Raw genomic sequence first — 23,674 nt, forward strand, 5'->3', positions numbered from 1 at the left:
GGCAGGTGCGGCGGCGGCGAAGAGCCGCACGACTCCACGGTGGTTCGGGAAGGCGGCGCTCGGCTTGCGTTCCGGCTCGGGGATGTGGCCCTCGCCTAGGTTGGTCCAGTTCTCGGGGTGGCCAATCACCGCTGGTCGTCAGCAAGGCTGCTGTTCGGGAATCGCGCGTGGGGTGTCCTCGAGGACCGCTTCAAGCAACCGTGTCACCTCTTCGTGGCCACCTCGTGCCGCATCAGTTTGAGCCGTGCCGCCCCAGCGGTCGGTGGCCTTCGGGTCGGCACCGTTGCTCAGTAGGTACTGGACGATCTCCAGATATCCCTCCGAGGCAGCCAGGTGCAGGGCGGTGCGTTTGTCGTAGTCGGTGGAGTTAGGGTCCTTCCCGGTCGCCAGCGCGATTCGCAGATCGTCCAGATCGCCCTGACTGGCAGCCCACAGCAGCCTCATGGTGGAGGCGATCTCCTCTTCGTTCTTGCCACGCCGTGGGTCGCGTTTGCCGGACACTTCTCCGGCGGCGAAGGAGTCGTAGACGTGGAAGTTGAAACGGGCCACAAGCTCCTTGCAGAACGCGACCCCGCGCACCGTGTTCCCCAGCGCGTCCAACCGCGGGGACCACACGCAGATGCCCATCACCCCGGGGATGACGATCATCAGGCCGCCCGACACCCCGCTCTTGGCCGGCAGCCCGATCGTGAACGCGAACTCGCCCGAGTAGTCGTACATCCCGCATGAAGACATCAATGACAGGCACTTGCGCACCGTGTCGGCGGAGAACACGCGGTCCCCGGTCAGCGGGTTGACTCCACCGTTTGCCAGCGATGCTGCCACCACCGACAGCGACCGCGCGTCGACCTCGATCGAGCAGCACTGGAAGTAGAACTCCAGCGTCTCCACCAGATCCGTCGACTCCGGGAAGGAGCCGTGCTCCCGCATGAAGTAGCCGAGCGCGAAGTTCCGGTCTGCAGTGCGGCGCTCGGAGAGGTACACGGCGTTGTTGAAGCCGACCGCGCCCCCGCCGGAGAGCCGTTGCCAGGTATCGGCCACGTAGTCGAACCGGTCGGCCATGTCCTGCTGGGGCCGGATCAACGAACACGCCATGATTGCGCCGGAGTTGATCATAGGGTTGTGAGGCAAGCCGTCACTGTTCAGGGTCAGTTCGTTGAACCCCCGGCCACTGGGCTCTCGGCCCACATGCCGGTGCACGAGTTCCGCGCCGTGCTCTTCGAGAGTCAGGCAGTAGTTGATCGGTTTGCATATCGACTGGACACAGAATTGAGTGTCCGCGTCGCCGACCGCGAACCGTTGGCCGTCCGTGGTACATACGGCGACTCCAAATTTCTCCGGATCGACCCGTCCCAGCTGCGGGATGTAGTTGGCGACGTGCCCGGTGTCGACCCGCCTAAGTCCTTCATAGATCGCGGAGATCTCCCGCTGCAGGGCACCGAAGTCCGGAATGACGAAGCCGCCCTTGATCGCTTTGGCGACGACGCTGGCCTTCTTGCACAGTGCGATGAAGCGGTTGAGGTCAATGCGGGAATTCCCCTCGATGTCCACACTCCGTCGCAGCTCCGCCCAAACCTCGACCACCCGCGGATCACTCTCTGAGATACCCGACTCGCGTAGCCTTGAGAGGAGTTCGGTCACACCAACCTTGCCGTCCTCGCCGACCCCCAGAGACGTGAACAACTTGGCGTAGTACCCGAGACCGAATTTGCCGTCATCTGACCCCGCACCCTGGCCCTTGGATGGCACGGCGCCGATATCTTGCAGCCGGGGGCCGGCCTTCCTTGTTGCGGGCATGGCAAAGCATCCATTTCCTAGACAGAAGATTGAGCCTCATAACCGGAGCGGCTCTCCCCCCGGCGAGGTCGGGTGGACAGCGGCAGAGACTGCGGTGGGCGGATTCGCGGGTGCTGTTCTCGCGGATGCGCCAGGCGGGGACGTCCAGCAGCCGAGGGATTCCAACGACGCGAGCGGCGCTCGTTCCGGACCGCACCCAGGTTCCAAGCCGGGACCGCATAGTGACCGAGCAGTCCGAGAACTATCGGTACTCGACCAACCGCGAGAACGATCAGGACAACCTGGAGCCCGCGTACATGTCCTCCAGTAGATCCTTGTACTCCCGCTCCACGACGGGCCTCTTGAGCTTCAGACTTGGCGTCAGCTCACCGTGCTTGATGTCCAGGTCCCGCGGCAGCAACCGGAACTTTTTCACCGTCTGCCAGCTTTGCAGCTTTTGATTGAGCTCGTTAACGTAGCCCTCGATGAGCGCTACGGTTGCCGAGGAAGCGACGACGTCCTGGTAGGTCATGCCTTCCATGCCGTTCTCCGTAGCCCATCGGAGGATCGTCGGGGCGTCGAGGGCGATAAGCGCGGTGCAAAAATTACGGTCGGCGCCGTACACGAAGACGTTGGATACAAACGGGCACAATGCCTTGAAGCTGCCCTCGATCTTGGCCGGCGCGACATATTTGCCCCCGGAGGTTTTGATCAGGTCCTTTTTGCGGTCGGTGATCCGGAGGAAGCCGTCGACGGACAGTTCGCCGATGTCACCCGTGTGGAACCAGCCGTCGGCCTCTAGGACTTCAGCGGTCTCCTTGGGCAGTTTGTGATAGCCAGCCATGATCCCGGGACTCCGGAGCAGAATCTCGCCGTCGGCGGCGATCCGCACCTCCGTACCGGGCAGCGGCTTCCCTACCGTACCGGTGCGATGTCCCTCTCCGGGGTTGACGAAGCTCGCGGCGCTGGACTCAGTCAGGCCGTAGCCCTCCAGGATGTGGACGCCTGCGCCGGAGAAGAAGAAGCCGATGTCGGGGGCCAGCGCGGCGGAGCCGGAGACCGCGGTGCGCAGCCGCCCGCCGAAGGCCTTGCGCAACTTGGAGTAGACAAGGGCGTCGGCGACCTTGTGTTGGGCCCTAAGAGGAAACGGGATGGTCGCCGGGTCGGTACGACGGAAGTTTTCCTGCGAGACCTTGGCGTATTCGCGAGCTACCTTGGCCGCCCACTGGAAGGTCCTGTACTTGACCCGACCACCCGCGTGCGCCTTGGCGGCAACCCCGTTGTAGAGCTTCTCGAAGATCCTGGGCACGGCAGCCATATAGGTCGGTCGGACTGCCGGCAGGTTCTCGATGATCCGGTCGACGCGCCCATCCACTGCAGTGACGTGCCCGGCCTCGATGTGGCCGGACGTGAGCACCTTGCCGAAGACATGCGCCAACGGCAGCCAGAGGTATTGAACGTCGTCGTTCCTGATCAGGCCGGTCGCCATGATGGCCTTTGCCATGTACGACCAGCTGTCGTGCAGCAGCCGCACCCCCTTGGGGCGGCCTGTGGTCCCCGAGGTGTAGATGAGAGTGGCGAGCTGGTCGGAGCGAACGGCTTTGATCCGCTCCGTGACCGCGTCCGGCCGCTCGGCGAGCAGCGCGCGCCCGCGGGTCTGCAAGTCCGCAAGCGAGAGGACCCAGCCTTCCGGGTCACCTTCGGCAGGCTGGGCGTCGGCCGACTCGATGACCACGACGTGGGCGAGGTTGGGCAGTTCGGCCCGGCTCTCGCGCGCCTTGGCCAACTGGGCGGCGTCCTCGGCGATCAGCACCCGACTGTCGGAGTCGGCGAGGATGTACCCGGCCTCCTCATGATTGGTCGCGGGGTAGACCGTGGTGGTCGCAGCGCCTGCGCACATGACGCCGAGGTCGGCGAGGATCCACTCGACGCGGGTGGTGGCGGCGATGGCGACGCGCTCTTCGGAGCGCACGCCCAGCTCGATCAGGCCGGCCGCTACGGCGTACACCTGCGCGGCCGCCTCACTCCAGCTTAGGGAGCGCCACTCGTCAGGGGCCTGGCCGGAAGCCGACATGACGGGAAAGCGGTAGGCCTCCGCGTCGGGCGTGGCCGTGACGCGCTCAACGAAGAGGGCCGCGACGGACGGCGGCCGGTCCCCAATCAAGTTCTGCGTGCCGCTCACGACATGCCGTCGACGATGACGTTCCTCGCCCCATCCGTGGCGGCTCCCGTATGCCGTCCAGCACTCATGACCGCAGTAGTTGATCTCATACCCACAAGATGCGGTGCAAGCCGGGAAAGTTCGGTCGCTGGCTGACTTTCGTCGTCTATCTGCCCGGCCTCGCGGTGATTCGGGCATCGGCCGGCTACCGCGGCCTGGGCAAACCCGATGCGAAGGACGCCCGGGTCATCGCTGATCAGGCACCTATGCGCCGCGACCTCCACGTCCTGACGCCGGAGAGCGAGCTGACCGCCGAACTGCGGATGATGACCGACCGACGGGCCGATCTGGTCAAGGAACGGACACGACCAATCGTCTGCACGCGCAGGTGCTGGGCATCTTTCCGGCCCTGGAACAAGCTCTGGAACTGACGAGCATAGGCCCGCTGTGCTGCTGTCCGGCTACCAGACGCCGGCTGCCCGGAGCCCAGTTGCGGATCACCGACGCCGACGGCGTGCGCCAGACCTAATCCGTAGTTATGAGCGTTCTGCAGGAGCGGGTGCTTCTCGGAGCGTTCGAGTACCAGACCGTGACATCCAAGGGCAGCTGGGCCGTCGAGGCCTCAACGTAGACCGGGTGCGTGGTCGTGGTGCTCATGGTGGTGGCAGTCACATGGGCGCCGGGCGGATGCCTTCGCCAGACTGGGCCATGAAGCCTCGATGCAGAGCGGCGACGCTCGGCGTCTCCGTGGCCGCCACCACTTGGCGTCGCCGGACGGATACGTGAAACCAGCCTGGTCCATGAGGCCTCGGCTGAGACCTGGTGCCGTCCGGCGCTGTCAATCCCATCGCCTTGATTACTCGTTGGTGTTGGTGGTACGAGCCCGCCGTGCGGTGACCTCTTGAGATGCCCGAGCCGTACAAGCTCCCGCGCAGACCGAGGCCCGTGAGGTGCGCTGGTGCCACGAACGGCTAGTGAGGTGGCGGCCCGGCCGCGATGCGGTTGAGGCCTGGGATTAGGTCGCTGCGTGGCCCGCATGCGCTCGTGACCAGCGCAAATACCGAGCTCTGGGGAGGGAATCTTGATCTACTGCGGAATCGACTCGGCGGAACGAACCCACGACGTCGCCTTGGTCGACGACACCGGCCAGCTGCTGGCTAAGCGGCACATCACCGACGACGTGGCCGGCTACAAGATCCTGCTGGAACTGCTCGCCGAGTTCGGCGACACCGAGGAGAACCGATCCCGGTCGCGATCGAGACTTCCCGGGGCTTACTGGTGGCCGTCCTTCGAACCGGCAAGCGCAAGGTGTTCGCGATCAACCCGATGGCCGCCGCCCGCTACCGCGACCGGCACAGCGTCTCGCGCAAGAGGTCCGACCCTGGCGACGCCTTGGTCTTGGCCAACATCCTGCGCACTGACATGCACGCCCACCGGCCCATGCCCGACGACAGCGACCTCGGCCGCGCGGTCGCCGCCCTTGCACGCGCTCAGCAGGACTTTCTGTGGAACCGGCAACAGCTCGCCAACCAGCTCCGGTCCCTGCTGCGCGAGTACTACCCCGCAGCCCTGGCCGCTTTCGCGGCCTGGGCCAACAGCCTGTGCCGCCCCGAAGCCCGCGAGCTCCTCAAGACCGCCCCGACCCCAGCCCGGGCCGCACGACTGACCCGCACCCAGATCCAGGCCGCCCTCAAGCCCGCCGGCCGCCAGCGCGGTATCGAAGCCGAGGCCGAGCGTCTCCGCGAGGCCTTCCGCGCCGAGTGGGCCCACCAGCCGCCGCTGGTCGAGGACGCGCTCGGCAAGCAGATGCTCGCCCTCCTCATCCAGCTAGACGCCGCCTGCACCGCCGCCGACCAGCTCGCCGAAGCGGTGGAAGAAGCCTTCCCGAGGCACCCGGACGCCGAGATCCTGCTGAGCTTCCCCGGCCTCGGCATCCAGCTCGCCGCCCGAGTCCTGGCCGAGATCGGCGACGACCGCACCCGCTTCGCCGATGCCCGCGGCCTCAAGGCCTACGCCGGCTCCTCGCCCATCACCCGTGCCTCCGGCAAGAAGTCCGCCATCACCAGACGCTGGGTGAAGAACGACCGGCTCAACCACGCCCGCTACCTCTGGGCCTTCGCCTCCCTCCGGGCATCGACCGGAGCCAACGCCCACTACCGCCGCCGACGCGAACAAGGCGACTGGCACGCAGCCGCCCAGCGCAACTTCTTCAACCACGTGATCGGACACCTCTACCACTGCCTCCAGAAGCGCGAACTATTCGACGAACAGTCCGCGTTCCCCACGCTGCCCACGTCCTTGGAGGCAGCAGCTGCCTGAGCCAGGGCCAGGCGAGCTCCTACCAACCCATGTCTCGGGCCACAGCCTCCTGCGCGGCGGCGATCTCCTCCTCGGTCGAACCGGCGATGTCGGCATCGACGTCGCTCTCCAGCCGAGTGAGCAGGTCCATCAGGGCCTGCTTCTGCGCGGGGTGTGTGATGGGGACCGTGTTGAGATCGGTAGTCATCAACCAGTCGAACAGGACGACAGCATCGGCATGCCAAAGCGGCACGGTCACCATCGGCAGATCGGAATCCATGGTGCTCATCGTGCCTCGTCGAGCAACTCCACGACCGCGCCGTGTTCGGAGGACTCATCCCCTGGACTTGACGGCATAGCAACGTGAGGTGTCTGCTTCGCCACCAACACCGCCGACGTCCCGATCGCCAAGCTCGAACTGCGGCACCGCCGGCGGGCACGCGCCGAAGACCGGATCCGTGCCGCACGGGCCACCGGCCTGCGCAACCTCCTAATCCACGACACCGCCCAGAACTAGATCTGGCTGGAGATCATCTAGATCGCCCTGGACCTGCTGGCGTGGATGCCGACGCTCGCTCTCACCGGCACCGCCAGGAGCTGGGAACCCCGCCGGCTGCGGCTCCGGCTGTTCTCCACCGCCGCACAACTCAGCACCGGCCACTGCCGCATCCTCCGCCTCGAGGCCCACTGGCCCTGGACAGACCTGATCAACCAAGCCCTACACCGGCTCGCAGCCCTGCCGAACCCAGGCTGATCAGCAACTTCCCGCCCCTACGAACGGCACCACCGACCGGAGCCGTGGAACCCGGCGCCCACCCAGCGTGACAGCCGGGCCCACCGCCTGCCCACAACCAACCCAGACACCGAAACGGCCCGCCAGAAGAACCGACGGGGCGTCACGAAACATCGAGGCTAGAGTTGTCCCACCCTCACGGCGGAAATGTCTCGAAAAATGATTGCCTGTCTTGGGGCGTCTCCTCTGCCTCTCAAGGAAACGTCAGCATCAAAATTTTTGTCACCACAGAACGAGTCTGTTGTGACGGATCTCTCAGGCAGACATCGATTTTCACCGCCGAGCCCTTGACGGAGCTCGGCGAGCGGCTGTGGCCCCAGCCCGTCATTTGCGAGTCGCCGCCGATGGCGCGGCACCGCTCGTCAGCGCGGACGAGATTCTCTCTCACCAGCGGCGCTGCGCTATTGCTTGTGTTCTCCTCATTCGGAAGGAGCGTGATCAATACACCGTCCTTATTCAGGTTGGTGAGAGGCGGACACGCGGATAGTGTGACACGGGTGATCTTGGAACACGTACCGTTCTCTGGTGTGTGGAGTGCCTGGGACGATATGAAACCGACCGCATTTCCGTGGTCCTCCAGGACAGACAGGCTGTGCCACTTCGTCGGCAGGTACATGGTCACTCCTTCCGGAGTACCCTGCATGCGCACAGGCGAGAATTCTTGACTAACCGTGGAAGCAGCGGCCGGTGCTCTGCGGCCGTGCCCTGGACCGAAGGCTCCCGACCACAGGCCGTTGGCGACAATTGCGCACCCCACAACCAGCGCCGCTGCACTCACGGCCACCCGCCTGCGCTGCCTGCGCTGCTGAACGCGCCGCCTGATCTGCGTCATCCGGTCAGCGGGCGCGGCTAGATGAGGCACGATGCGTTCGAGAAGGACCGGAAGATTCCGTTCCATCTCCTGCAACTGCCTCTCAGGCACGCTGTGCACTCCACTCACCGCCTTCCGTCAGGCTCGGGGCGAGTGCAAGCTTGGAGCGCAGCAGGGCCAGCGCCTTGGTCGTATGACTCCTGACAGTACCGGGCCGGCAGCCCAACACCTCGGCGGTCTCCTCCACGCTTAGATCCTCGAAATAGCGCAATACGACCACGGCCCGCTGCCTCGATGGCAGCAACCTTAGAACGTCGGACAAAGAATGTTCCAGGTCCACGGAGGCGAAGGGATCGACGGCTGCTGCACCACGGCTCGTTAGCGTTGTCAGGTCGGAGGGCGCGTGTGGTACCTCGCCGTGCCAACGTCGCTTCCACCACGATACGTGTGTGTTGACCAACGCTTTGCGTATGTATGCCTCCGGATTCCCCCCTGCAATGGATCTCCATTTCGGCCAAACCTTCGTTAGTACTGTCTGCAGCAAGTCCTCCGCCAGGTGCTTGTCCCCCGTGAGCAGCCAGGCGACACTGAGTAGCCTCTGCCCGCGAGCGGAAACGAACTCCTCGAAATCCGCGTCCGCGCTGTTCACCTAGCTGTCCCTGCCATCGTGTTCCCGTTCCGCTTGCCATTGTCACGCCAGTCCCAACGATAATGCGCTGCTTTGCTGCGGTGGGAAGAGATCACACCGCCTTCCGGCCGGGGCTTCCTTGGCGCCAGGGATCCCAATCCGTCCTCGCGACACACGCGTACTACCTGGCTCCGTCCCTGTGAGCTTCAGAAGTCGACCTCGTCTTCACGTTTTGCGGGCCACGGCACTTTCACGTGACCGCTGCGAGCCCACCAGGCTAGGGCGAGCTCGCCTGCAGGAGGACAGTTCTTCACACTTCGAGGCTTGGAGCAACGTTGCGTGAGGGCAACGGGCGCGTCTCAGGAGGGTGCCCGAAGCGCGTCGACGGGTTCCATGCGGGCGGCGCGCAGCGACGGGTAGAGGCCAGCCAGGAGGCCCACGAGGGCGCCTGCCAGTGGGGCGCCCAGGACGATGCTCAGATCAAGTACCGGCGTCCACTGCTTCGCGGCCGCCACGCAGACGACGACCACGACGCCGAGAGCCGCCCCCACGATTCCGCCGAGGAGCCCGATCAGCGTCGACTCCGCCAGGAACTGCCCGGCCACCTGGCGTCTGGAAGCGCCGAGGGCCCGGCGCAAACCAATCTCGCCGGTCCGTTCCATCACCGTGACCAGCGTGACGTTGGCGATGCCGATGGCGCCCACGACTAGAGAGACCAGCCCGAGAACCAGGAACAGTCCGTTGACGTCGCCCTCCACGCCTTTCCTCGCCCTGGCCAGGTCCGGTGGCGCGACGACGGTGAGCGCGTCCTCCTGTCCGGGTGACAGTGCGATCGGTGCCTGCCGCGCGACCTGCTGGGTCGCGCCGAGGGAGGTGTTGATCAGCACGCGGCTGACGTTGTCCATGCCCATCCGGTCCGCCGCCGTGGTCGGCGGCAATATCACCGAGGCGGAAAGGCGCTGTTCGCGGCGGAATCCGCTGAGCACGCCGATCACCGTGAACGACTGGCCTTGAAAGAAGACGGCGGGAGCGCTCTGCACGTCGTTGATGCCCAGCAGCCGGGCCGCCTGGTCGCCGAGGACTGCCACCCGGTCGTGGCGGGCGACGTCACCGGTGTCGAAGAACCGGCCAACCGCCATCGTGCCGTGCACTGCCTCCGGTAGACCAGGAGTGGCCGCAACGACCGCCAGCGTCTGCTCGGTGAGTGCCCCAGGCGCGATCACGTCGTTGGCCCGGACCTGGACATTCGCGGTCTCCTCGGAGTCGGACAGTGCGGCGGCCGACTCCACGCCGGCGAGGCGCTCGACCGCGTTGATACCCGACCATCTCACCAGTGCGGGATCGAGTGAGCCCGGCCGGGGCGTCGGCACCACGACGGTCACCGAGGTGGCGGTGAGCGCGTCGAATCGGCCGACGATCTGGTTTGCCGCCGTCGACGCCACACCGATCGTGATGACCAGTGTTCCGATCCCCAGCACCGTACCCAGGGTCGTCAGGGCCGACCGAACCGGACGGGCGAGCACCCCGGCCAGCGACTCCGACCACATGTCCCGCGGATCCACGCGCGGCCGCTCGTGCCCGATCTGGTGGCGGGTCCGGCGCACAGGGCGTCGTCCGCCACGCCACCGCATGGAGGGCGCCTTCGTGTCCACCGGACGCGCTCGGTGGACACCGCGGACGCCGGTACTCATGCGCTCTCCTGACTGAGCCGGCCGTCACTGATCCGCACCCGTCTGCCCGCCCGGTGGCTGACGGAGTCGTCATGGGTGATCACGACCAGCGTCATGCCCTGAGCCTGCAGGTCGTCGAAGAGCTCCAGCACCGACTCGGTGTTCTCGCTGTCGAGGTTGCCCGTCGGCTCGTCGCACAACAGCAGCGCCGGCTCGCCCATCAGAGCGCGGGCGATGGCCACCCGCTGCCGCTCGCCGCCGGACAGCCGGCCGGGCAGGAACCCGACGCGGTGCCCCAGCCCGACCCGTGCCAGCGTGGCACGCGCCCGCTCGGCCCGGGACCGACGCCCGCGACCGGGGCGGGGCGCCCGGTAGGTCTCGGCGAGCATGACGTTCTCGTCCACGGTCCGGTACGGCAGCAGATGGAAGGACTGAAAGACGAAACCGATGCGGGCGCCGCGCAGCGCGGTCCTCTCCGGGTCGCCGAGGGCGCTGGTGAGCACGCCGTCGAGCCAGTAGGCGCCCGACGTCGGCCGGTCCAGCAGGCCCAAGGTGTTGAGCAGCGTGGATTTTCCCGAGCCCGAAGGACCGACGATCGACAGATGCTCCCCGCGCCGGACCGACAGGTCCACATCGCGCAGGGCATGCACCGGCGGATCGGAGTCGAAAACCCGGCCCAGGGCACTGAGCTGGATCACGGTGTCTGCGTCCGGCGCCTCCCCGGGCGACACCGCAGGTGCCGCGTGTCTACGCCTCACTGTCCGACCACCACTTGGTCCCCCTCGTTCAGCGCGCCGCCATCCGCGGTCACCTCGACCTGCCCGGCGGCGGAGAGCCCCACAATGACGGGCACGTCCACGCCCTTGCCGTCGCGCCACACCCGCACCCGGGCCTTGTCGTCGGCGCTGGTGTGCACCGCCGCCACGGGCACCACCAGCACGGCGCCCTTCGAGGCACCCACATTGATGGTCACCTTGGCGGTGCCGCCTGCCTGGTTCTTCAACGGACCGGGGTCGGGCACGGAGATCACCAGTTGTACGGGAGCGGACGGGTCGACTGGGGCCGCTTCGCCCGAACCGCCCTCGCCTTTCCCGTCTCCGCCCGAACCGTCGGCGCTCTTTCCGGCGTCCGCCTGCACTCCGGCGCCAACCTCTGCCACGACGCCACGTACCTGAGTACCGTCACCCGTTCGGACCTGGGCCACCATGCCTTTACGCAGAGTCTCACCGTCGGCCCCGGGCACCACCGCCCGCACCACGACATCGGAGCTCGTCACGGTGACGACCTCCCCGTCCGGGGTGTCGCCGACGTGCACCTTGACCTTGTCCACCCGTACCGGCAGGTCCGGCAGGAAAACGACCTCACCCGCCGGAACCTTCGTACCGAACGTCGCAGTGAACGCGCTGAGAGCCGCGTTGGCCCGGTTCAGCTGCTGGCGTGCGGCCCGCAATTCCAAAGCGGACGCTCCGCCGGAGGCAGGCGAGCTCGCCGTGCCGGTGCCACCCTTGCTGCCGTCGGCGCCGCCGTTCTGCGCAGAAAGGACTGCCAGCTGCGCCTGTGTGACCGCAGCCTCCAGGTCACCCAGCTGTGTCTGATCGTCGGCGCTGGGCTGCTGCGGCTGGAATCCCTTGCTCTCGTACCACCGTGTCACGGCCATCGCCGTGCCCCTCCCGTAGTTCCCGCTGACGGCCCCCGGATCGTGACCCAGCCTGCGCAGGGCGCTCTGCAACTGCCTGACGTCATCTCCAGAACCGCCGGGGCCGAGGGCCCGGTACATCGGGACCGATCCCTGCAGCACAAAAACCGGGCGGCCGCTCACCTGCATCAGAACGCTGCCCTCGCGCAGCGTGGTCCCCACAGCCGGGACCTTGGTGACCCGCAAGGTCGCCTCACCGTCCCCGGAACCACTTGCTGAGCCGACAGACCCGGACAGCGAGACCCCGTGCGGTGCCCCGAACTCCACACCGCCCTGTGCGATCACCGTTCCCGTGAGCTTCCTGCGCTCCACGGCAACCGTGACCGGCCCCGCATCCGGCGCCTGGCGTGCGGCAGCGGCGTCGGCGGGCGACTGCATCTGCATACCGGCGAACCAGCCGCCCGCACCCACGAGGGCGACGACTCCCACGATCACCGCGACCTGTCGGCCGCGGCGCTGGGGACCACGCAGAAGTCCGCGGCTCATCCGGCGGCCCCGGAGAAGGGGTGCTTGGCGAGCTTGGGGAAGTACGCAGCCCGGAACTGCTTGCCACATTCCAGGTCCTTCAGGGCGACGTCGATCTCCTGGGTGAGCTTGGCCGTGGCGTCGTCCTTTTCCATGTTCTGAACGCCGGTTGCCGGGACCTGCTGGGCCGTCGCAAATTGCACCATGTCCCCGATGGCTGTCGGCTGCGTGGTCGTCACGGCGATCCCCTGGTCACGCAGGCAGGACGCGAAACGCTGTGCCAGGGAGATCAACTGCGGATCCCCGTTCAGCGCCTGTGTGGCCAAGCGGTCCTGCTCCTTGTTTGCGGCAGACTCACGATCCAACTCCGCCTGGGACTTCGCCGGCCCATTCGCCTTCTCAGTCCCCTCCTTCTGGCATCCTGGAAGCTCCACCTTCCTCCCGTTGGCGAGCTGCTTCACAGTCCCCATCGCCTTGTCGTAGGCCTTTCGTTGCGCCGGGGACAGGGCATCGAGGTACGCCTTGTCCGGACTTGCATCCTGTTGCGCGCGGAAAGCCTTACTGCCGGGCAAACTCGGGTCGTTCGGGTACACGGCCCCCGCGAAGAGCCCGAAGCCGTATTTCTCCCGATACTTCTTCGCCAGTTGGTAGTCCTTCCCGTTGGATGAGTTGCTAGCGTCCGCAAACGCGGCCACATGCGGTGTGTAGGTGAAGCCCTTTGCCCGCATGCAGGCGGCCACGGCGTTCTGCGACACGTACAGCTTCTTGGTCACTTCGTCGGCACCCTCGGGAATCGCCAGCTCGCCCTTCGAGGACGCCCCGACCTTCGAGGATGGCGAGCGGTCACCGGACTCGGAGGACGCGGCGGAGCCGCTGCCACATCCGGCGAACGCGAACACAGCAGCAGCTGCTGCCATCGGCCAGCAGGTGCTCACGATGCGTTTGGGAGCCATGTCGGTCCATCACTTCAACTCAGGGGGACACACGATGCTGTGCATCCCTGTCAATGACCTCAACCTGGTGACCACCTCCGAGCGCAGAGCCACCCCTCCCGATGTGACATAGATCACTGCGAGAGGTGAAGGGCGGGCGGAAGCCCACGGGAAGTGGCCGCGTAGAAGAAGGCTGCACAAGTGCGGGCGGCGGCCCGGCTTTTCACGGAGCCATGGCTAGTGCCCAGGCATAGTGCCGTGGCTCTATTGGTGACGTTTGCGGGATCATGCCGCGGCGGTGAACGGCGCACAAAGCGGCTTGATCGGCGGTCTGCTGTGGATGCGGTGTCGACCCACTCGGCGATGCGGGCGACGTTGCAGGCCAGCGCGGTGAGGACGTGCTGGCCGTGGGATTTCGCCAGACCGCGGTAGCGCCAGTGACGCAGGCGGCCGTGGGCGCGGACGTTCTGCGAGAGGGGGGCTTCGACCCCGGCTCGGATTGTGTATCGGCGCTGCCACTCCGTGGTGGTGTGGGCGAGCCGGTTGCGCATCTGAATCTCGTGAAGTTCGCGGATGGGCAGCAGGGAAAGGGCTCTTGGCCGGATCGTGGATGGGGTGCACTACGGGCGGACCGAGCAGGTCAAGCAGTCGGCCTTCGCGAACATGACCGGGGTGTAGTCGTGTCCGTTGACCCGCAAGGGCCTCCACTCCCGGCTGACCGCGTGCCCTGAGGGTAGATGGCCTGCTTAGGGTCCCACTCGACAGGGAAGGCCGATTTGCCAAAACCCGAGCCGTCCTTGGCCTGGCGGTAGACCGAGCAGGGTGTTGCCGTGCACGCGGCAGCCCGCTCGGTGTACACCGGGATGACGTAAACCGACGTGGAACGCCGAGGCCTGCCCGACCGGTGGCGTCACGGGACCGTCCACGACGTTCTTCCGTCACACGGCGACGGCGCCGGTTTCTGGTCCGCCTACGACCAGTGGTCGGGCGAAGCCGGAATGAAGGGCGACGACGGCCCAGCGCTCCCTGACTGGGTACGCAAACTGGTCGAGTACTTTATGCCGTCGGCCGAGCTGGACCGCGGGGCACGCTTCACGCACGAGGAGCTGAACAGGGCAAGGTTGCAGATCACCGACCAGCTGGAGGAATTCAACAACGTGCGGAGGTAGGCTGCCCGACGACCTACGGCTGAGCCGGGTTCAGGAACGCGCATTGATACGCAGAAACCTCATCGCGGGCCGTTATTGGGACGACGCGACAACCCAACCCCCGCCGTCAGGATCGTCGTCGCTCGCGAAAACGTTCGTGTCACCCTCGTGCGGAAGGACGGCACCACCACCGCGTTCACCGGACGACTGCGCCCGAGACAGTCCCAGAAGCCGGCGACGGCAGTCTCTGAAAACCCCGAGAATCAGGAGACGACCAAGGCGCCGCAGACACCCAAGGTGCCGGAAACGCCAAGGCGCACGAGACGACGAATGCCCCCGAGGCCACAGCCCCACCGGGCCTGGAGCACATGTCGACCCTGGAACCCGGGCAATTGGCGGCCGAGAGTGAGACGCCTGCCCTTTCGGAATCGTGCCCGTTCCTCCTCCGGCTGATCGACCGGCGTCGGCCGATCCGGCACCGGAAGGCCGTATAGACGGGTCCGAGCCATGCTCGACCCCCCGACCGGTCGCCCGGTACGGAGCCTGTGGTAATGCCGCAAGTGGGTCCGGCCCTGGGTGTGCTGTCCGCGCCGGGTGAGACAGGAGCACCCTCTGTTCGGGACCATACACTCACTGCGGACGACGAACCCGCGGAGCAGCAGGGCACCGATCACACCATCGACGGCCCGGGCGGCATCAGTAAACGCGTCTTCACCCTGCTGACCACCGGCGTTGCAAAAGGCGGCCGTGGCGCCTCACGATACCGATGGCGGACACACACCAAAACAACAGGCTGAAATAGAGCTGAATGCCAGTCAGGCATGGTGACCGGCGGCGCGACCACATCAAGGTGGTGCTGTGAGCTTGCCGTCGCTTCAGGCCGTGGACCATTTCTGATTGTCGGTCCCGGCGCAGGACCACAACTGGAGCCGGGTGCCGTTCTTGGTGCCCTCGTCGCGTACGTCCGCACACTTGTCCGCGAGGCCGCTGACCAAATCGTGCCGTGTGTTAAGCGTGAACTGCTGCGCGGCATCGCCGTTGCAATGCGCCAGCTCGAGGACCGTGCCGTCCGCTGTCGAACCGCCGGCAAGTTGCACACACATGCCGAGTCCGCGCATGGAACCGTCCGCCTTGAACACCCAGTGCTGCGAAGCCGCGGTACTCGAGCAGTCCCAGATCATGAGTCGCGCGCCCTGTACGGCCTTGCCGCCCACAACGTCGATGCAGCGGTGCGAGGCGTGACTGAACACGGTCGCACCCGGCACCGAAGCCTGACGCGTCGCGGTGGATCGGGACGGGGCGGAGTTGGAGACCGCGGGGGGTTCGTCGGGAGTCAGAGAGCCGTTGCTCGGCGTACTGCTGCTGGATGAGCCGATCGTGGGTTTCGCACGTCTTTTCCCGTCCGTGGTGACAGAGCTACTCGTCCCGTCCGCCGAAGGGTCCGACGAAGGTCCGATGCCATCGGTGACCTTGCCGCCGTAGTCGTGGGAACCGATCGCTGTCGACGACCCGCTGTGGCGCTGGCCATCGTGCTGGCCCGTCATGCCGAAGGTCAGCAGGACACCGGCCGCCGCCAGCAGCCCGACAATGCTGACGACGGCCAGGGCGCCGCGCGATCCCGCACGCCGGACAGTACCGCTGGGACGGGTGTCGGCCGGGCGGAGCGTCACGGCGACGCCCGCGCGGGGTGGCGCGGCAGCGGTGTCCCGGTTGTCGAGGTCGCTTCCGTGCCCGCCGCCGGCGGGGATGTTGGTGGGAGCCTGTAGCTGTGCCGATGACTGCGCGGGGGAACGGCCGATGTCTCCGCGCGACCCGAGAGATGAGTACTGAGTCAGACGCGGCGCGGAGACGCTGGCTTCGGGCTCGGTATTCTCCGACGCGGCCGGTTCTGCCGTGTCGTCCTGTGCCCTGCTCCCGACCGGTGTGGAACCGGGACTGACGCGTTTGGCGCTGCCCGGAACCCTCACCGGGAGATCGCCTGCTGGCCGCGGCGGACGTGGTGGCTTCATGATTCCTTTCCGGCGAGGGAAGGACTTCCCCGCACGTACGGCGGTTGCGCCGCGGTTTCGGTTACTCAGGGCGTGGCCGGAGCCGCCCGGCCACAGGTGCGTGGGCTCCCGCGGGGTCCTCTCGGCGTCGGGTCAGCCCGCCGCCCTGCGCGTACCTCACACCCCACGGCTACGACAACCAACTGTCAGGCGAACGGCACCGACATCACTCAATCAATCAAGTTCAGTAATCGCAGCGCCAGCGCTGGGCCGAAGCTGATTCGACAATTGGCGTCGAGCGGCGGTTGGCGCCGCGCAACGCGCGCCAAGGCTCAGGCGGAGAAGCAGAGCGCGGGCCTGTGGCGCCCGGGCGTTGCCGTACAGGCGGCCGAACGGCGTTGGAGGATTTCTACGAGTCCGCCGCGCTGGCTGCCGAGGTGCTCTGCCTGAGCCCGGAAAGCCTGGGCTGCCATAGCGTGGCGGGTCGCCGCCACGGACGGGGCGACAATGCGGATTCGCTGGGGAACCAGGTACCGCCTGCGCGGACATCAGTGAGCGCGATCGGCGGCGGCGCGCCGCACGGAATGCGGTTCCTCGGGGGGCTGTTCATCCCGTATGTCCGCGAGGAGCGCGGTGATGGCGGCCATGATGTCTGCAGTGGCGTCCTTGAGTACGTCTTCGGTGAGGGGCTTACCCGCGTACCGGCTGAGGTCGACGGGCGGTCCGGCAACCACGTGGACGGGCTGGCGGGGAGCCAGCCAAACTCGCCGGTTGCCCCGGCCACCGCGGGCGTAGGGTGGCGCGATCCGGTGGGCGCCCCACTGGGCGACCGGAATAACGGGTGCGCCGGTCATCAAGGCGATTCGGGCTGCGCCGGTCTTCGCGGTCATTGGCCACATCTGGGGGTCTCGGGTGACGGTACCTTCCGGGTATATCGCGACACACTCCCCCTTGTTGACGGCGTCCACCGCGGCGCCGAGCGCCTGCGCAGCATCGTTGGTCCCGCGATGGACGGGGATCTGGCCCATCTTGCGCAGCATCATGCCGACAAAGGGAATGGTGAAGAGGGAGGCTTTCGCGAGCAGTCGAGGTGGTCGGCCACTGCTGTACTGAAAGAGCCCATAGGTCAGCGGATCAAAATAGGAAATATGGTTGACAACAGTAATGAACCCACCCTTAGCGGGCATGTGTTCATGCCCCCGCCAATGGCGTTTGACCAACACGAACAGCACCGGCTTCACGATCGCCACCGCCAGCCGATACCAGACGTTGCAGGGGTTACGAGCCGTGCCGGGCACCCCGGTCCTCCTTTGCCTGAGCGGCGCCATCCGCCCACCTCTTCCTGTCGTCTCCCGGTCCCCGGCCAGGCCAGTGGCCGAGCCAGACGCCGCAGTCGGCTCGCCCGCTGCCTCGAGGCCGCCGGCCGGAGTTCCGCCCATCCGCGCGAACTTGCGCACTGCGCCTGCACCCGTCCGTCACGCCATGGAGCGCGGCCCGCGGCGACCCGGGCACGAAGACATGAAGACTACACATCGAACTTTCCGTATAAAATGCGGCCAAACCAACGTTCACCTTGACGCAATTGGTGTACGGCAACCAATATGCTTGAGTCTGCAACGATTTCCTGTTCATGGAAGATGCATCGACTGGACGGCGGCACTCATGCGACGCCGCGGCGCTGCTCGCTGTAGGGCGCTGTGTCCGATATCTCGAAAGGGAGCGCCGCCGGTGCTCGACCCGGGTGCTCTATCGGCGGGGTTCTTCCGGGCAGGCTGGTTTAGAAGAGGCCAACGCCCGGGTCCATGCCCAAGCGGACACGGCCCGCGGCTTCCATGAGGGGTGCCGAGTGGTTGGCGTGCTGCAGCGCAGCCATACCGTCACGGAAGAGCCGCTCCAGTCGGTTGCCACGGTAGAGCGGAGTGGAGCTGGCGAGTTCGTACAGCGTAACGAGCACTTCGCGGCTCACCTGCGCAGCATGTGTCATGGCGGCACGCAGGGCCGCTCGCTGTTCGAGCGTGGGGGCGCCCCCGCACTTCGCCGCGTCCTCTAGTGCCTGCGCGGCGGAAACCAGCAGCAGCCGTGCAGCCTGAAGCGCCGCCTCGGAAGCGGCTATGGCGTACTGGGTGCGTGGGGAGTCGGCCAACGTCGCGCCAGTGGTGGGGTTCTTCTTGGCCAGGGCGAGCGCGACTGTCTCGTCAAGGGCCGCCAGCGCGACACCGAGGACGATGGCAGTGCAGCCGGGCAGTACCAGAGCGGGGAGGAAGCCCCGGTACAACGGCTCGTCGATCCTGCGGGGGGCGTCCAGAGGCGACAGGAATTCGGCGGGCACGAAGACGTCCTCAGCCACCACGTCGTTGCTGCCGGTGCCACGCATGCCGCTGACGTCCCAGGTCTCCTTCACGGACCACTGGTTCCGATGCAGGACACACATCTGAACGTCGGGCGAGCCCCCTGCGGTCAGGCGCGGCATGCCGTCCTGCATCACTACGACGACTGCCACCAGCCACTCCGCCGTGTTGATGCCGCTGACGATCTTCCAGTGCCCGGAGACCCGGTAGCCGCCGTCGTCGGGTACGGCCATCCCGGGAATCCCGGAGTTCGCAAAGGCTGGCTCCCGCTCCTGGCCCCAAATTTGTCCGGTCGCAGACTCGTCCAGCAGGGCCCCCACGAAGCCAAAGTTGGCGTTCCATACCAGCCATGCCACCGAGGCGTCGATGCGGCCAAACTCCTCGTAAACCTTCAGCACGGTCGTCAGCGGCGTTTGTGATCCGCCGAGTACCCGAGGGGTGAGCAGGCGGAACGCTCCCGCGTCTCGAAGGGCCCCATACAGTTCCTCGGAGATGTCGGCCCGACGGTCAGACTCATCGATTGCGGCCTCGATGGTGGGCCGCAGCAAGTCGGGAAGACGGAGCGGCTCGACGTTGGGCGAGCCGAATGCGGTCTCAGGGATCTCGGACATGGTGCCTCCTCGAAGTGCCCGGGCGTGGCGTGCTGCTTGCCCGGCCGTGCCGTTCGCAGACAAGATGCAGCGAGGCGTGAGCAAGTTCGATTTTCCTGCCCGTGATTTGCCCGATACCGCGGACGGGGTCGCGAGAGCGGAACTCCGACGGAGCATTTGGCGCCTGCATGGTGTTCCTGGCCCGCGGCACACGAACACGGCCTGGGTACGACGACCCCACCAGACAGACTGCCCCTGCACGGCCTCGCCGGGGCGAAACCTCCCGCAACCGGCCCCTGGACGCCGGGACCGTATGCATACGGCTGGGTAGACGAACTGAACGCGAAGGCCGCCGCATCACAGGCGACCCCGCACTGGTCGCGGGCAGTGTCAACGCCGACGGACACTGCGAGATCCTCAGTGCTCCAGTCAGACGTCGTGTCCTGAGCTGGTTCTTCTTCGGTAGTGGCAACGACGGGCGAACGCTTGGTGGTCTCTCCGCCACTGGGACCCGAATCACGGCAGGACAGCGACTGCCAGGCGCCGGCAAGTGCTTACTCGATGAGCTGGTCAATGCGGCAGAATTTGGGTAGGAACTTGATCTGCTGGGATTCGGCACCGTCACGACATAGCCGACCTCGAGCTACTCGAGTAGGCGGCGGCAGGAACAGCCGCGTCCGTAAGCCTCATCGGCGGTTACCCAAGCAGCGGGCACTCCTGCGCCAATGCAGCGGAGGCCGAAGCCCCTGGCCAGCTCGCCCTTGGTCACGAAGGCGCGTTCATTGTTGATCTTCGCCTCTCGGCACCGCTCTCGATCTCTGGTCCAGCACTTGGGCAGATAGATCTCACGGTCGACCAGGGCTCTGCCACGGCCGTTCAGTAGGCCGCGAAGAGGCCGATCTGGCAGTCTTCAATCTGTCCCGAATATACCGGTGTATGGCCTCGACACCCCGGCCGTCGTGGCGCCCTGGGTGTCACCGGTCCACCGCCGATTGGTATCCCTCCTCCTCGTTTCAGGAGCCGCAGGGCTTCGCGACTAAGACCAACTCAGTTAGCCCTCGAACTTTCCCGGCTCGCATCACATCTTGTGGGTGTGGAGCTAGCAATCAGGGGCCTCGCTCAGTCCGGCTGCCAGCAGGGGCGTCGACGAGGGAGAAGGGACGCGAGGTTGGGTTCGGGAGTGGCACACGACGGGGAGCGGCGCGAGTACCGCATGGAGGAGCTGGCCAAGGAGGCCGGCATCACGGTGCGTACGCTGCGCTTCTACCGCGAGCGCAAGCTGATCCAACCGCCGCGCCGCGAAGGCCGCATAGCCTGGTACGACGACACGCATCTGGCCAGACTGCGCACGATCTCCGCCCTCCTGGACCGCGGCCACACCCTGAACGGCATCGCGGAGCTGGCCGAGGCCTTCGACCATGGACGCGGCGTGGGCGATCTGCTCGGTCTCGGCGCACCCACCGAGGAGACCCCGGTCCGCCTCACCCCGGAGGCGCTGGCCGACGTCTTCGGCTCCGAGGCCACTCCGGAGAACCTCGCCGCGGCCCTCGAACTCGGCTACCTCGGCACGGACGGCGGCGAGATCATGGACATCAGCCGCCGGCTGCTGGAGGTCTCGGCGGCCCTGGTCCGCGAGGGCATCCCGCTCGCGGACGTACTGACCGCCGGCCGGCGCGTCCGGGAACACGCCGAGGCCCTGGCGGAGGTCTTCGCCGATCTGATGACCTCCCACAACCGCTCCCCGCAGGACGCCAACCGGCTTCGCCCACTCGCGAAGAGCGTCGCGGAGGCGGAACTCTCCCTCGCCCTGGACCGAGCGGCTGCGCGAGCGGTAGACCGCCGCGGCGGTTCTTGCCCCCCAGGTGGGGCCTTGCCGCGGTGGAGTCCTGGTGCGGCCTGATGTGTTCGTTCGGTGGGCTGAGCGCGCTGGTTGCCCTGGTCGCATCTGCGAGAGTGCCTCCGTCACCGGCAGCGTCAACTGCCACCCGGGTGGCGTGAATCCGTCAGCCCCCCACCAGTGCGTGGACGCCAAACGCGTTCTCGCCCGCGCAGCACGGAGCATGTTGTGACCGACGATCTCTACCGCCGACTCGGCGCCTACCTTCGCACCGTCCGCCAGTCTCGCGGCGTCGCCCAGGAGGATCTCGCCCGGGCCGTGAAACTCACCCGCGGTTCCATCGCCAATCTGGAAGCCGGCCGTCAACGTATCCAGGTCCACACCCTCGTCACCGCCTGCCACGCACTCGGCCTCGATCCGGCCGATGCCCTGGCCGCGGCGTTGGAGGGCCGCATTGCTCCGGCGCCGTTGCCGGCCGATGACCGGGCCCGGCTTGCTCCGCTACTTCGTCAGCTGTCCTCCGTCCGCGACGGCATCGACCAGCTGCTGGAAAGCCGGTAGCCGGCCACCGGCAATCGCGCGCGTGCGTCGGCTGATGTCCGTCAGCACGTGTTCGGGCGCCAACGCACGGTGTTGTTCCGTTCTGCTGCCGGGGTGGAAGGGGCAGCATCGATGCACGCCCCTGCAGCAAGGTGATGCAGCCCGGGTCTGATGCAGGTTCGGGTGACAGGTGCGGTCACGCGGCCTGGAGGGCCGGTGTAGTCATGACGGTCTCGAATTCGATGGGGGTCAGCCGGCCGAGCGCGGCTTGTCTGCGGCGTCGGTGGTAGGTCCTCTCGATCCAGGTCACGGTCGCGATCCGCGGTTCTTCACGGGTAGCCCAGACGCAGCGGTCGAGGACGTTCTTCTGCAGCAGGCCGAAGAAGGATCCATGAGCCCTTTCCAACCTGCTTCTGACGTACGCAGTTGGGATGACAACATGGTGAAGCCCCTGGTAGATGGGTTTTCGACCAAGAGAACCGTCTCCACCAGAGGCTTCACGTGCTTGTTTACCCGTCGGGCATCGACGTGTCCAGCTCTGCCCTCCGCTTCCTCACCCAGCAGTTGCGGCGGCACCGCCGTGCGATCGGTTCTCGTCGGCGGCGCCTGAGCGCCGGCCATCAGGCCCTGCTGACACTCGCCCATCTGCGAGTGGGACACACGTATGCCCAACTCGCGGCCGGTTCGGCGTCGGAACCACCACGGCCTACCGCTAGGTCACCGAGGCTGTCCAACTCCTGACCGCCCTCACCCCAGCCTCACCGACGCGGTGCGGACCGCGCCGGTGAAGGCGTTCGTGATCCTGGACGGCACGGTGCTGCCGATCGACCGCATAGCCGCGCACCGGCCGTTCCACTCCGGCAAACACAAGAAGCACGGGATGAACCTGCAGGTCATCGCCGACCCCTTCGGCCGACTGCTGTAGGCCTCACCGGCCCCGCCCGGCACCGTCCACAACGTCCGCGCGGCCCGCGAACACGGCAACGTCGACGCCCCCGCCGAGGCCGACATCAAGTGCTCGGCCGACAAGGCTTACCAGGGCGCCGGCGGCACGGTCCGCATCCCGCGCTGGGACCGGTGGGAGACCCTCTCCACAGGCCAGAAGGCTGTAAACCGATCCCACGCAAAGATCCGCGCCCTCGTCGAACAGGCCGTCGCCACCCTCAACACTTGGCGGCTCCTCCGCAAACTGCGGTGCTCGACCACCCGGATCACCAGCCTCGTCCAGGCCGCCCTCACCCTTCATCTGACCAGCCCAGAGTGAAGATGGAAAGGGCTCAAGGGCCGCGTGGCCGCCGGCAGCTCCGACCCTCCCTATCGAGCGGGCCATCCGGTGGCGGTCCAGCGCCCGGACGAACTTCCGCGAGCGGAACTGCGATCCGCGATCGCTGTGCAGAATGCAGCCGTCGACGTTTCCACGCCTGGCCACGGCGTTTTCCAGGGCGGTCACAGCCAGGCGGGACTTCATCCGCTCGTCGATGGAGTAGCCCACGATCCTGTTGCTGAAGGCGCCCTTGATCGCGCAGAGGTAGAGCGTGCCCTCACCGCGGTGGTGTGCTCGGTGATGTCGGCGAGCCACAGCCGGTTCGCGCAGGTCGCGCTGAAGTCACGGCGGACCAGGTCGTCGTGCACCGGCGGGCCGGCCTTCTTTCCCTTGCCGCGCTTCTTGCCGAACACGCTCCACCAGTTGTTCTCCTGGCAGATCCGCCATGCGGTGCGGTCCGCCATCACAGCCCCGGCACCGCGCGCTTCGTCGGCGAGGAATCGGTAGCCGAACTCCGGGTCGTCACGGTGCGCGTCGAACAGCGCGTTCGCGCGATACGCCTCCTCCAGCATGGCGTCGGTCATCGGCTGCTCCAGCCAGGTGGCCACCTGCTCGACCGTCACACCCGGCCCGCGGTTCCTCGCAACCCGCACGACTGGCCGAACTCTTCCGGATAAGGCTTGGACACTACGACATCCTTCCCACCCGCCCCATGGGGCACGCCAGTTC

The 23,674-nt window shown here is 66.7% G+C and carries 16 protein-coding genes and 7 pseudogenes; 7 read left to right on the forward strand and 16 right to left on the reverse strand.

All coding sequences use genetic code 11. The features are described 5' to 3' along the window. Window positions 1-138: 138 nt before the first annotated feature. A complete protein-coding gene (gene glsA / locus ACSHXN_RS44890; RefSeq protein WP_438306718.1) occupies window positions 139-1,797 on the reverse strand; it encodes a glutaminase A in 1,659 nt (552 codons plus the stop codon). A 271-nt stretch (window positions 1,798-2,068) separates the two neighbouring features. Then, window positions 2,069-3,958 carry an AMP-dependent synthetase/ligase gene (locus tag ACSHXN_RS44895; protein WP_438306719.1) on the reverse strand — a complete coding sequence of 630 codons (1,890 nt, stop codon included), beginning with the start codon at window positions 3,956-3,958 and terminating at the stop codon, window positions 2,069-2,071. 140 nt (window positions 3,959-4,098) lie between these two features. On the opposite strand from ACSHXN_RS44895, the pseudogene ACSHXN_RS44900 reads away from it, so the two are divergent. Then, window positions 4,099-4,417, forward strand: a pseudogene (locus ACSHXN_RS44900) (IS110 family transposase); the annotation flags it as partial. Between the two features lie 601 nt (window positions 4,418-5,018). Continuing rightward, window positions 5,019-6,256: pseudogene (locus ACSHXN_RS44905) on the forward strand (IS110 family transposase). A 19-nt stretch (window positions 6,257-6,275) separates the two neighbouring features. On the opposite strand, the gene ACSHXN_RS44910 reads toward ACSHXN_RS44905, so the two are convergent. Beyond that, window positions 6,276-6,515 carry a hypothetical protein gene (locus ACSHXN_RS44910; RefSeq protein ID WP_438306720.1) on the reverse strand — a complete coding sequence of 80 codons (240 nt, stop codon included), beginning with the start codon at window positions 6,513-6,515 and terminating at the stop codon, window positions 6,276-6,278. A gap of 93 nt (window positions 6,516-6,608) precedes the next feature. Between ACSHXN_RS44910 and ACSHXN_RS44915 the strand changes: the two are divergent. Beyond that, window positions 6,609-6,989: pseudogene (locus tag ACSHXN_RS44915) on the forward strand (transposase); the annotation flags it as partial. 232 nt (window positions 6,990-7,221) lie between these two features. Here ACSHXN_RS44915 and ACSHXN_RS44920 read toward each other — a convergent pair. The 7 genes from ACSHXN_RS44920 to ACSHXN_RS44950 all read right to left on the reverse strand — a co-directional run bounded on the left by ACSHXN_RS44920 (window position 7,222) and on the right by ACSHXN_RS44950 (window position 13,781). Then, window positions 7,222-7,644 (reverse strand): hypothetical protein, encoded by a 423-nt coding sequence (locus ACSHXN_RS44920; protein WP_438306721.1) that lies wholly within the window; start codon window positions 7,642-7,644, stop codon window positions 7,222-7,224. Window positions 7,645-7,942: 298 nt separating this feature from the next. Beyond that, window positions 7,943-8,488, reverse strand: a complete 546-nt coding sequence (locus ACSHXN_RS44925) for a SigE family RNA polymerase sigma factor (RefSeq protein ID WP_438306722.1) — start codon at window positions 8,486-8,488, stop codon at window positions 7,943-7,945. 338 nt (window positions 8,489-8,826) lie between these two features. Next, complete coding sequence (locus ACSHXN_RS44930; RefSeq protein WP_438306889.1) at window positions 8,827-10,014, reverse strand: ABC transporter permease; 1,188 nt, start codon at window positions 10,012-10,014, stop codon at window positions 8,827-8,829. A 140-nt stretch (window positions 10,015-10,154) separates the two neighbouring features. After that, window positions 10,155-10,835 carry an ABC transporter ATP-binding protein gene (locus tag ACSHXN_RS44935; RefSeq protein ID WP_438306723.1) on the reverse strand — a complete coding sequence of 227 codons (681 nt, stop codon included), beginning with the start codon at window positions 10,833-10,835 and terminating at the stop codon, window positions 10,155-10,157. A gap of 56 nt (window positions 10,836-10,891) precedes the next feature. Beyond that, window positions 10,892-12,319 carry a peptidoglycan-binding domain-containing protein gene (locus tag ACSHXN_RS44940; protein ID WP_438306724.1) on the reverse strand — a complete coding sequence of 476 codons (1,428 nt, stop codon included), beginning with the start codon at window positions 12,317-12,319 and terminating at the stop codon, window positions 10,892-10,894. Beyond that, entirely contained in the window at window positions 12,316-13,251 is a 936-nt protein-coding gene (locus ACSHXN_RS44945; RefSeq protein ID WP_438306725.1) for a hypothetical protein, read from the reverse strand. Before ACSHXN_RS44945 ends, ACSHXN_RS44940 begins: the two co-directional genes overlap by 4 nt. A gap of 113 nt (window positions 13,252-13,364) precedes the next feature. After that, a complete protein-coding gene (locus tag ACSHXN_RS44950) occupies window positions 13,365-13,781 on the reverse strand; it encodes a transposase (protein ID WP_438306726.1) in 417 nt (138 codons plus the stop codon). A 327-nt stretch (window positions 13,782-14,108) separates the two neighbouring features. On the opposite strand from ACSHXN_RS44950, the gene ACSHXN_RS44955 reads away from it, so the two are divergent. After that, window positions 14,109-14,399 carry a hypothetical protein gene (locus tag ACSHXN_RS44955; protein ID WP_438306727.1) on the forward strand — a complete coding sequence of 97 codons (291 nt, stop codon included), beginning with the start codon at window positions 14,109-14,111 and terminating at the stop codon, window positions 14,397-14,399. Between the two features lie 854 nt (window positions 14,400-15,253). Here the strand turns inward: ACSHXN_RS44955 and ACSHXN_RS44960 are convergent. The 4 genes and pseudogenes from ACSHXN_RS44960 to ACSHXN_RS44975 all read right to left on the reverse strand — a co-directional run. Continuing rightward, window positions 15,254-16,048 carry a ricin-type beta-trefoil lectin domain protein gene (locus ACSHXN_RS44960; RefSeq protein ID WP_438306728.1) on the reverse strand — a complete coding sequence of 265 codons (795 nt, stop codon included), beginning with the start codon at window positions 16,046-16,048 and terminating at the stop codon, window positions 15,254-15,256. Between the two features lie 866 nt (window positions 16,049-16,914). After that, window positions 16,915-17,664, reverse strand: a complete 750-nt coding sequence (locus ACSHXN_RS44965; RefSeq protein ID WP_438306729.1) for a lysophospholipid acyltransferase family protein — start codon at window positions 17,662-17,664, stop codon at window positions 16,915-16,917. A 479-nt stretch (window positions 17,665-18,143) separates the two neighbouring features. Further along, complete coding sequence (locus ACSHXN_RS44970; RefSeq protein WP_438306730.1) at window positions 18,144-19,325, reverse strand: acyl-CoA dehydrogenase family protein; 1,182 nt, start codon at window positions 19,323-19,325, stop codon at window positions 18,144-18,146. A 536-nt stretch (window positions 19,326-19,861) separates the two neighbouring features. After that, a pseudogene (locus ACSHXN_RS44975) lies at window positions 19,862-20,274 on the reverse strand (transposase); the annotation flags it as partial. 243 nt (window positions 20,275-20,517) lie between these two features. Here ACSHXN_RS44975 and ACSHXN_RS44980 point away from each other — a divergent pair. Together ACSHXN_RS44980 and ACSHXN_RS44985 are read left to right on the forward strand one after the other, a co-directional pair. Beyond that, complete coding sequence (locus ACSHXN_RS44980; RefSeq protein ID WP_438306890.1) at window positions 20,518-21,204, forward strand: MerR family transcriptional regulator; 687 nt, start codon at window positions 20,518-20,520, stop codon at window positions 21,202-21,204. Window positions 21,205-21,369: 165 nt separating this feature from the next. Beyond that, complete coding sequence (locus tag ACSHXN_RS44985; RefSeq protein WP_438306731.1) at window positions 21,370-21,702, forward strand: helix-turn-helix domain-containing protein; 333 nt, start codon at window positions 21,370-21,372, stop codon at window positions 21,700-21,702. A 175-nt stretch (window positions 21,703-21,877) separates the two neighbouring features. On the opposite strand, the pseudogene ACSHXN_RS44990 reads toward ACSHXN_RS44985, so the two are convergent. Beyond that, window positions 21,878-22,069: pseudogene (locus ACSHXN_RS44990) on the reverse strand (IS3 family transposase); the annotation flags it as partial. A 113-nt stretch (window positions 22,070-22,182) separates the two neighbouring features. On the opposite strand from ACSHXN_RS44990, the pseudogene ACSHXN_RS44995 reads away from it, so the two are divergent. Continuing rightward, window positions 22,183-22,945 (forward strand): annotated as a pseudogene (locus ACSHXN_RS44995) (transposase family protein). Here ACSHXN_RS44995 and ACSHXN_RS45000 read toward each other — a convergent pair. Further along, window positions 22,940-23,268 (reverse strand): annotated as a pseudogene (locus tag ACSHXN_RS45000) (transposase); the annotation flags it as partial. The pseudogenes ACSHXN_RS44995 and ACSHXN_RS45000 overlap by 6 nt on opposite strands. Between the last annotated feature and the right edge of the window lie 406 nt (window positions 23,269-23,674).

The organism is Streptomyces sp. HUAS TT11, from assembly GCF_051553595.1.
Taxonomy (GTDB): domain Bacteria; phylum Actinomycetota; class Actinomycetes; order Streptomycetales; family Streptomycetaceae; genus Streptomyces.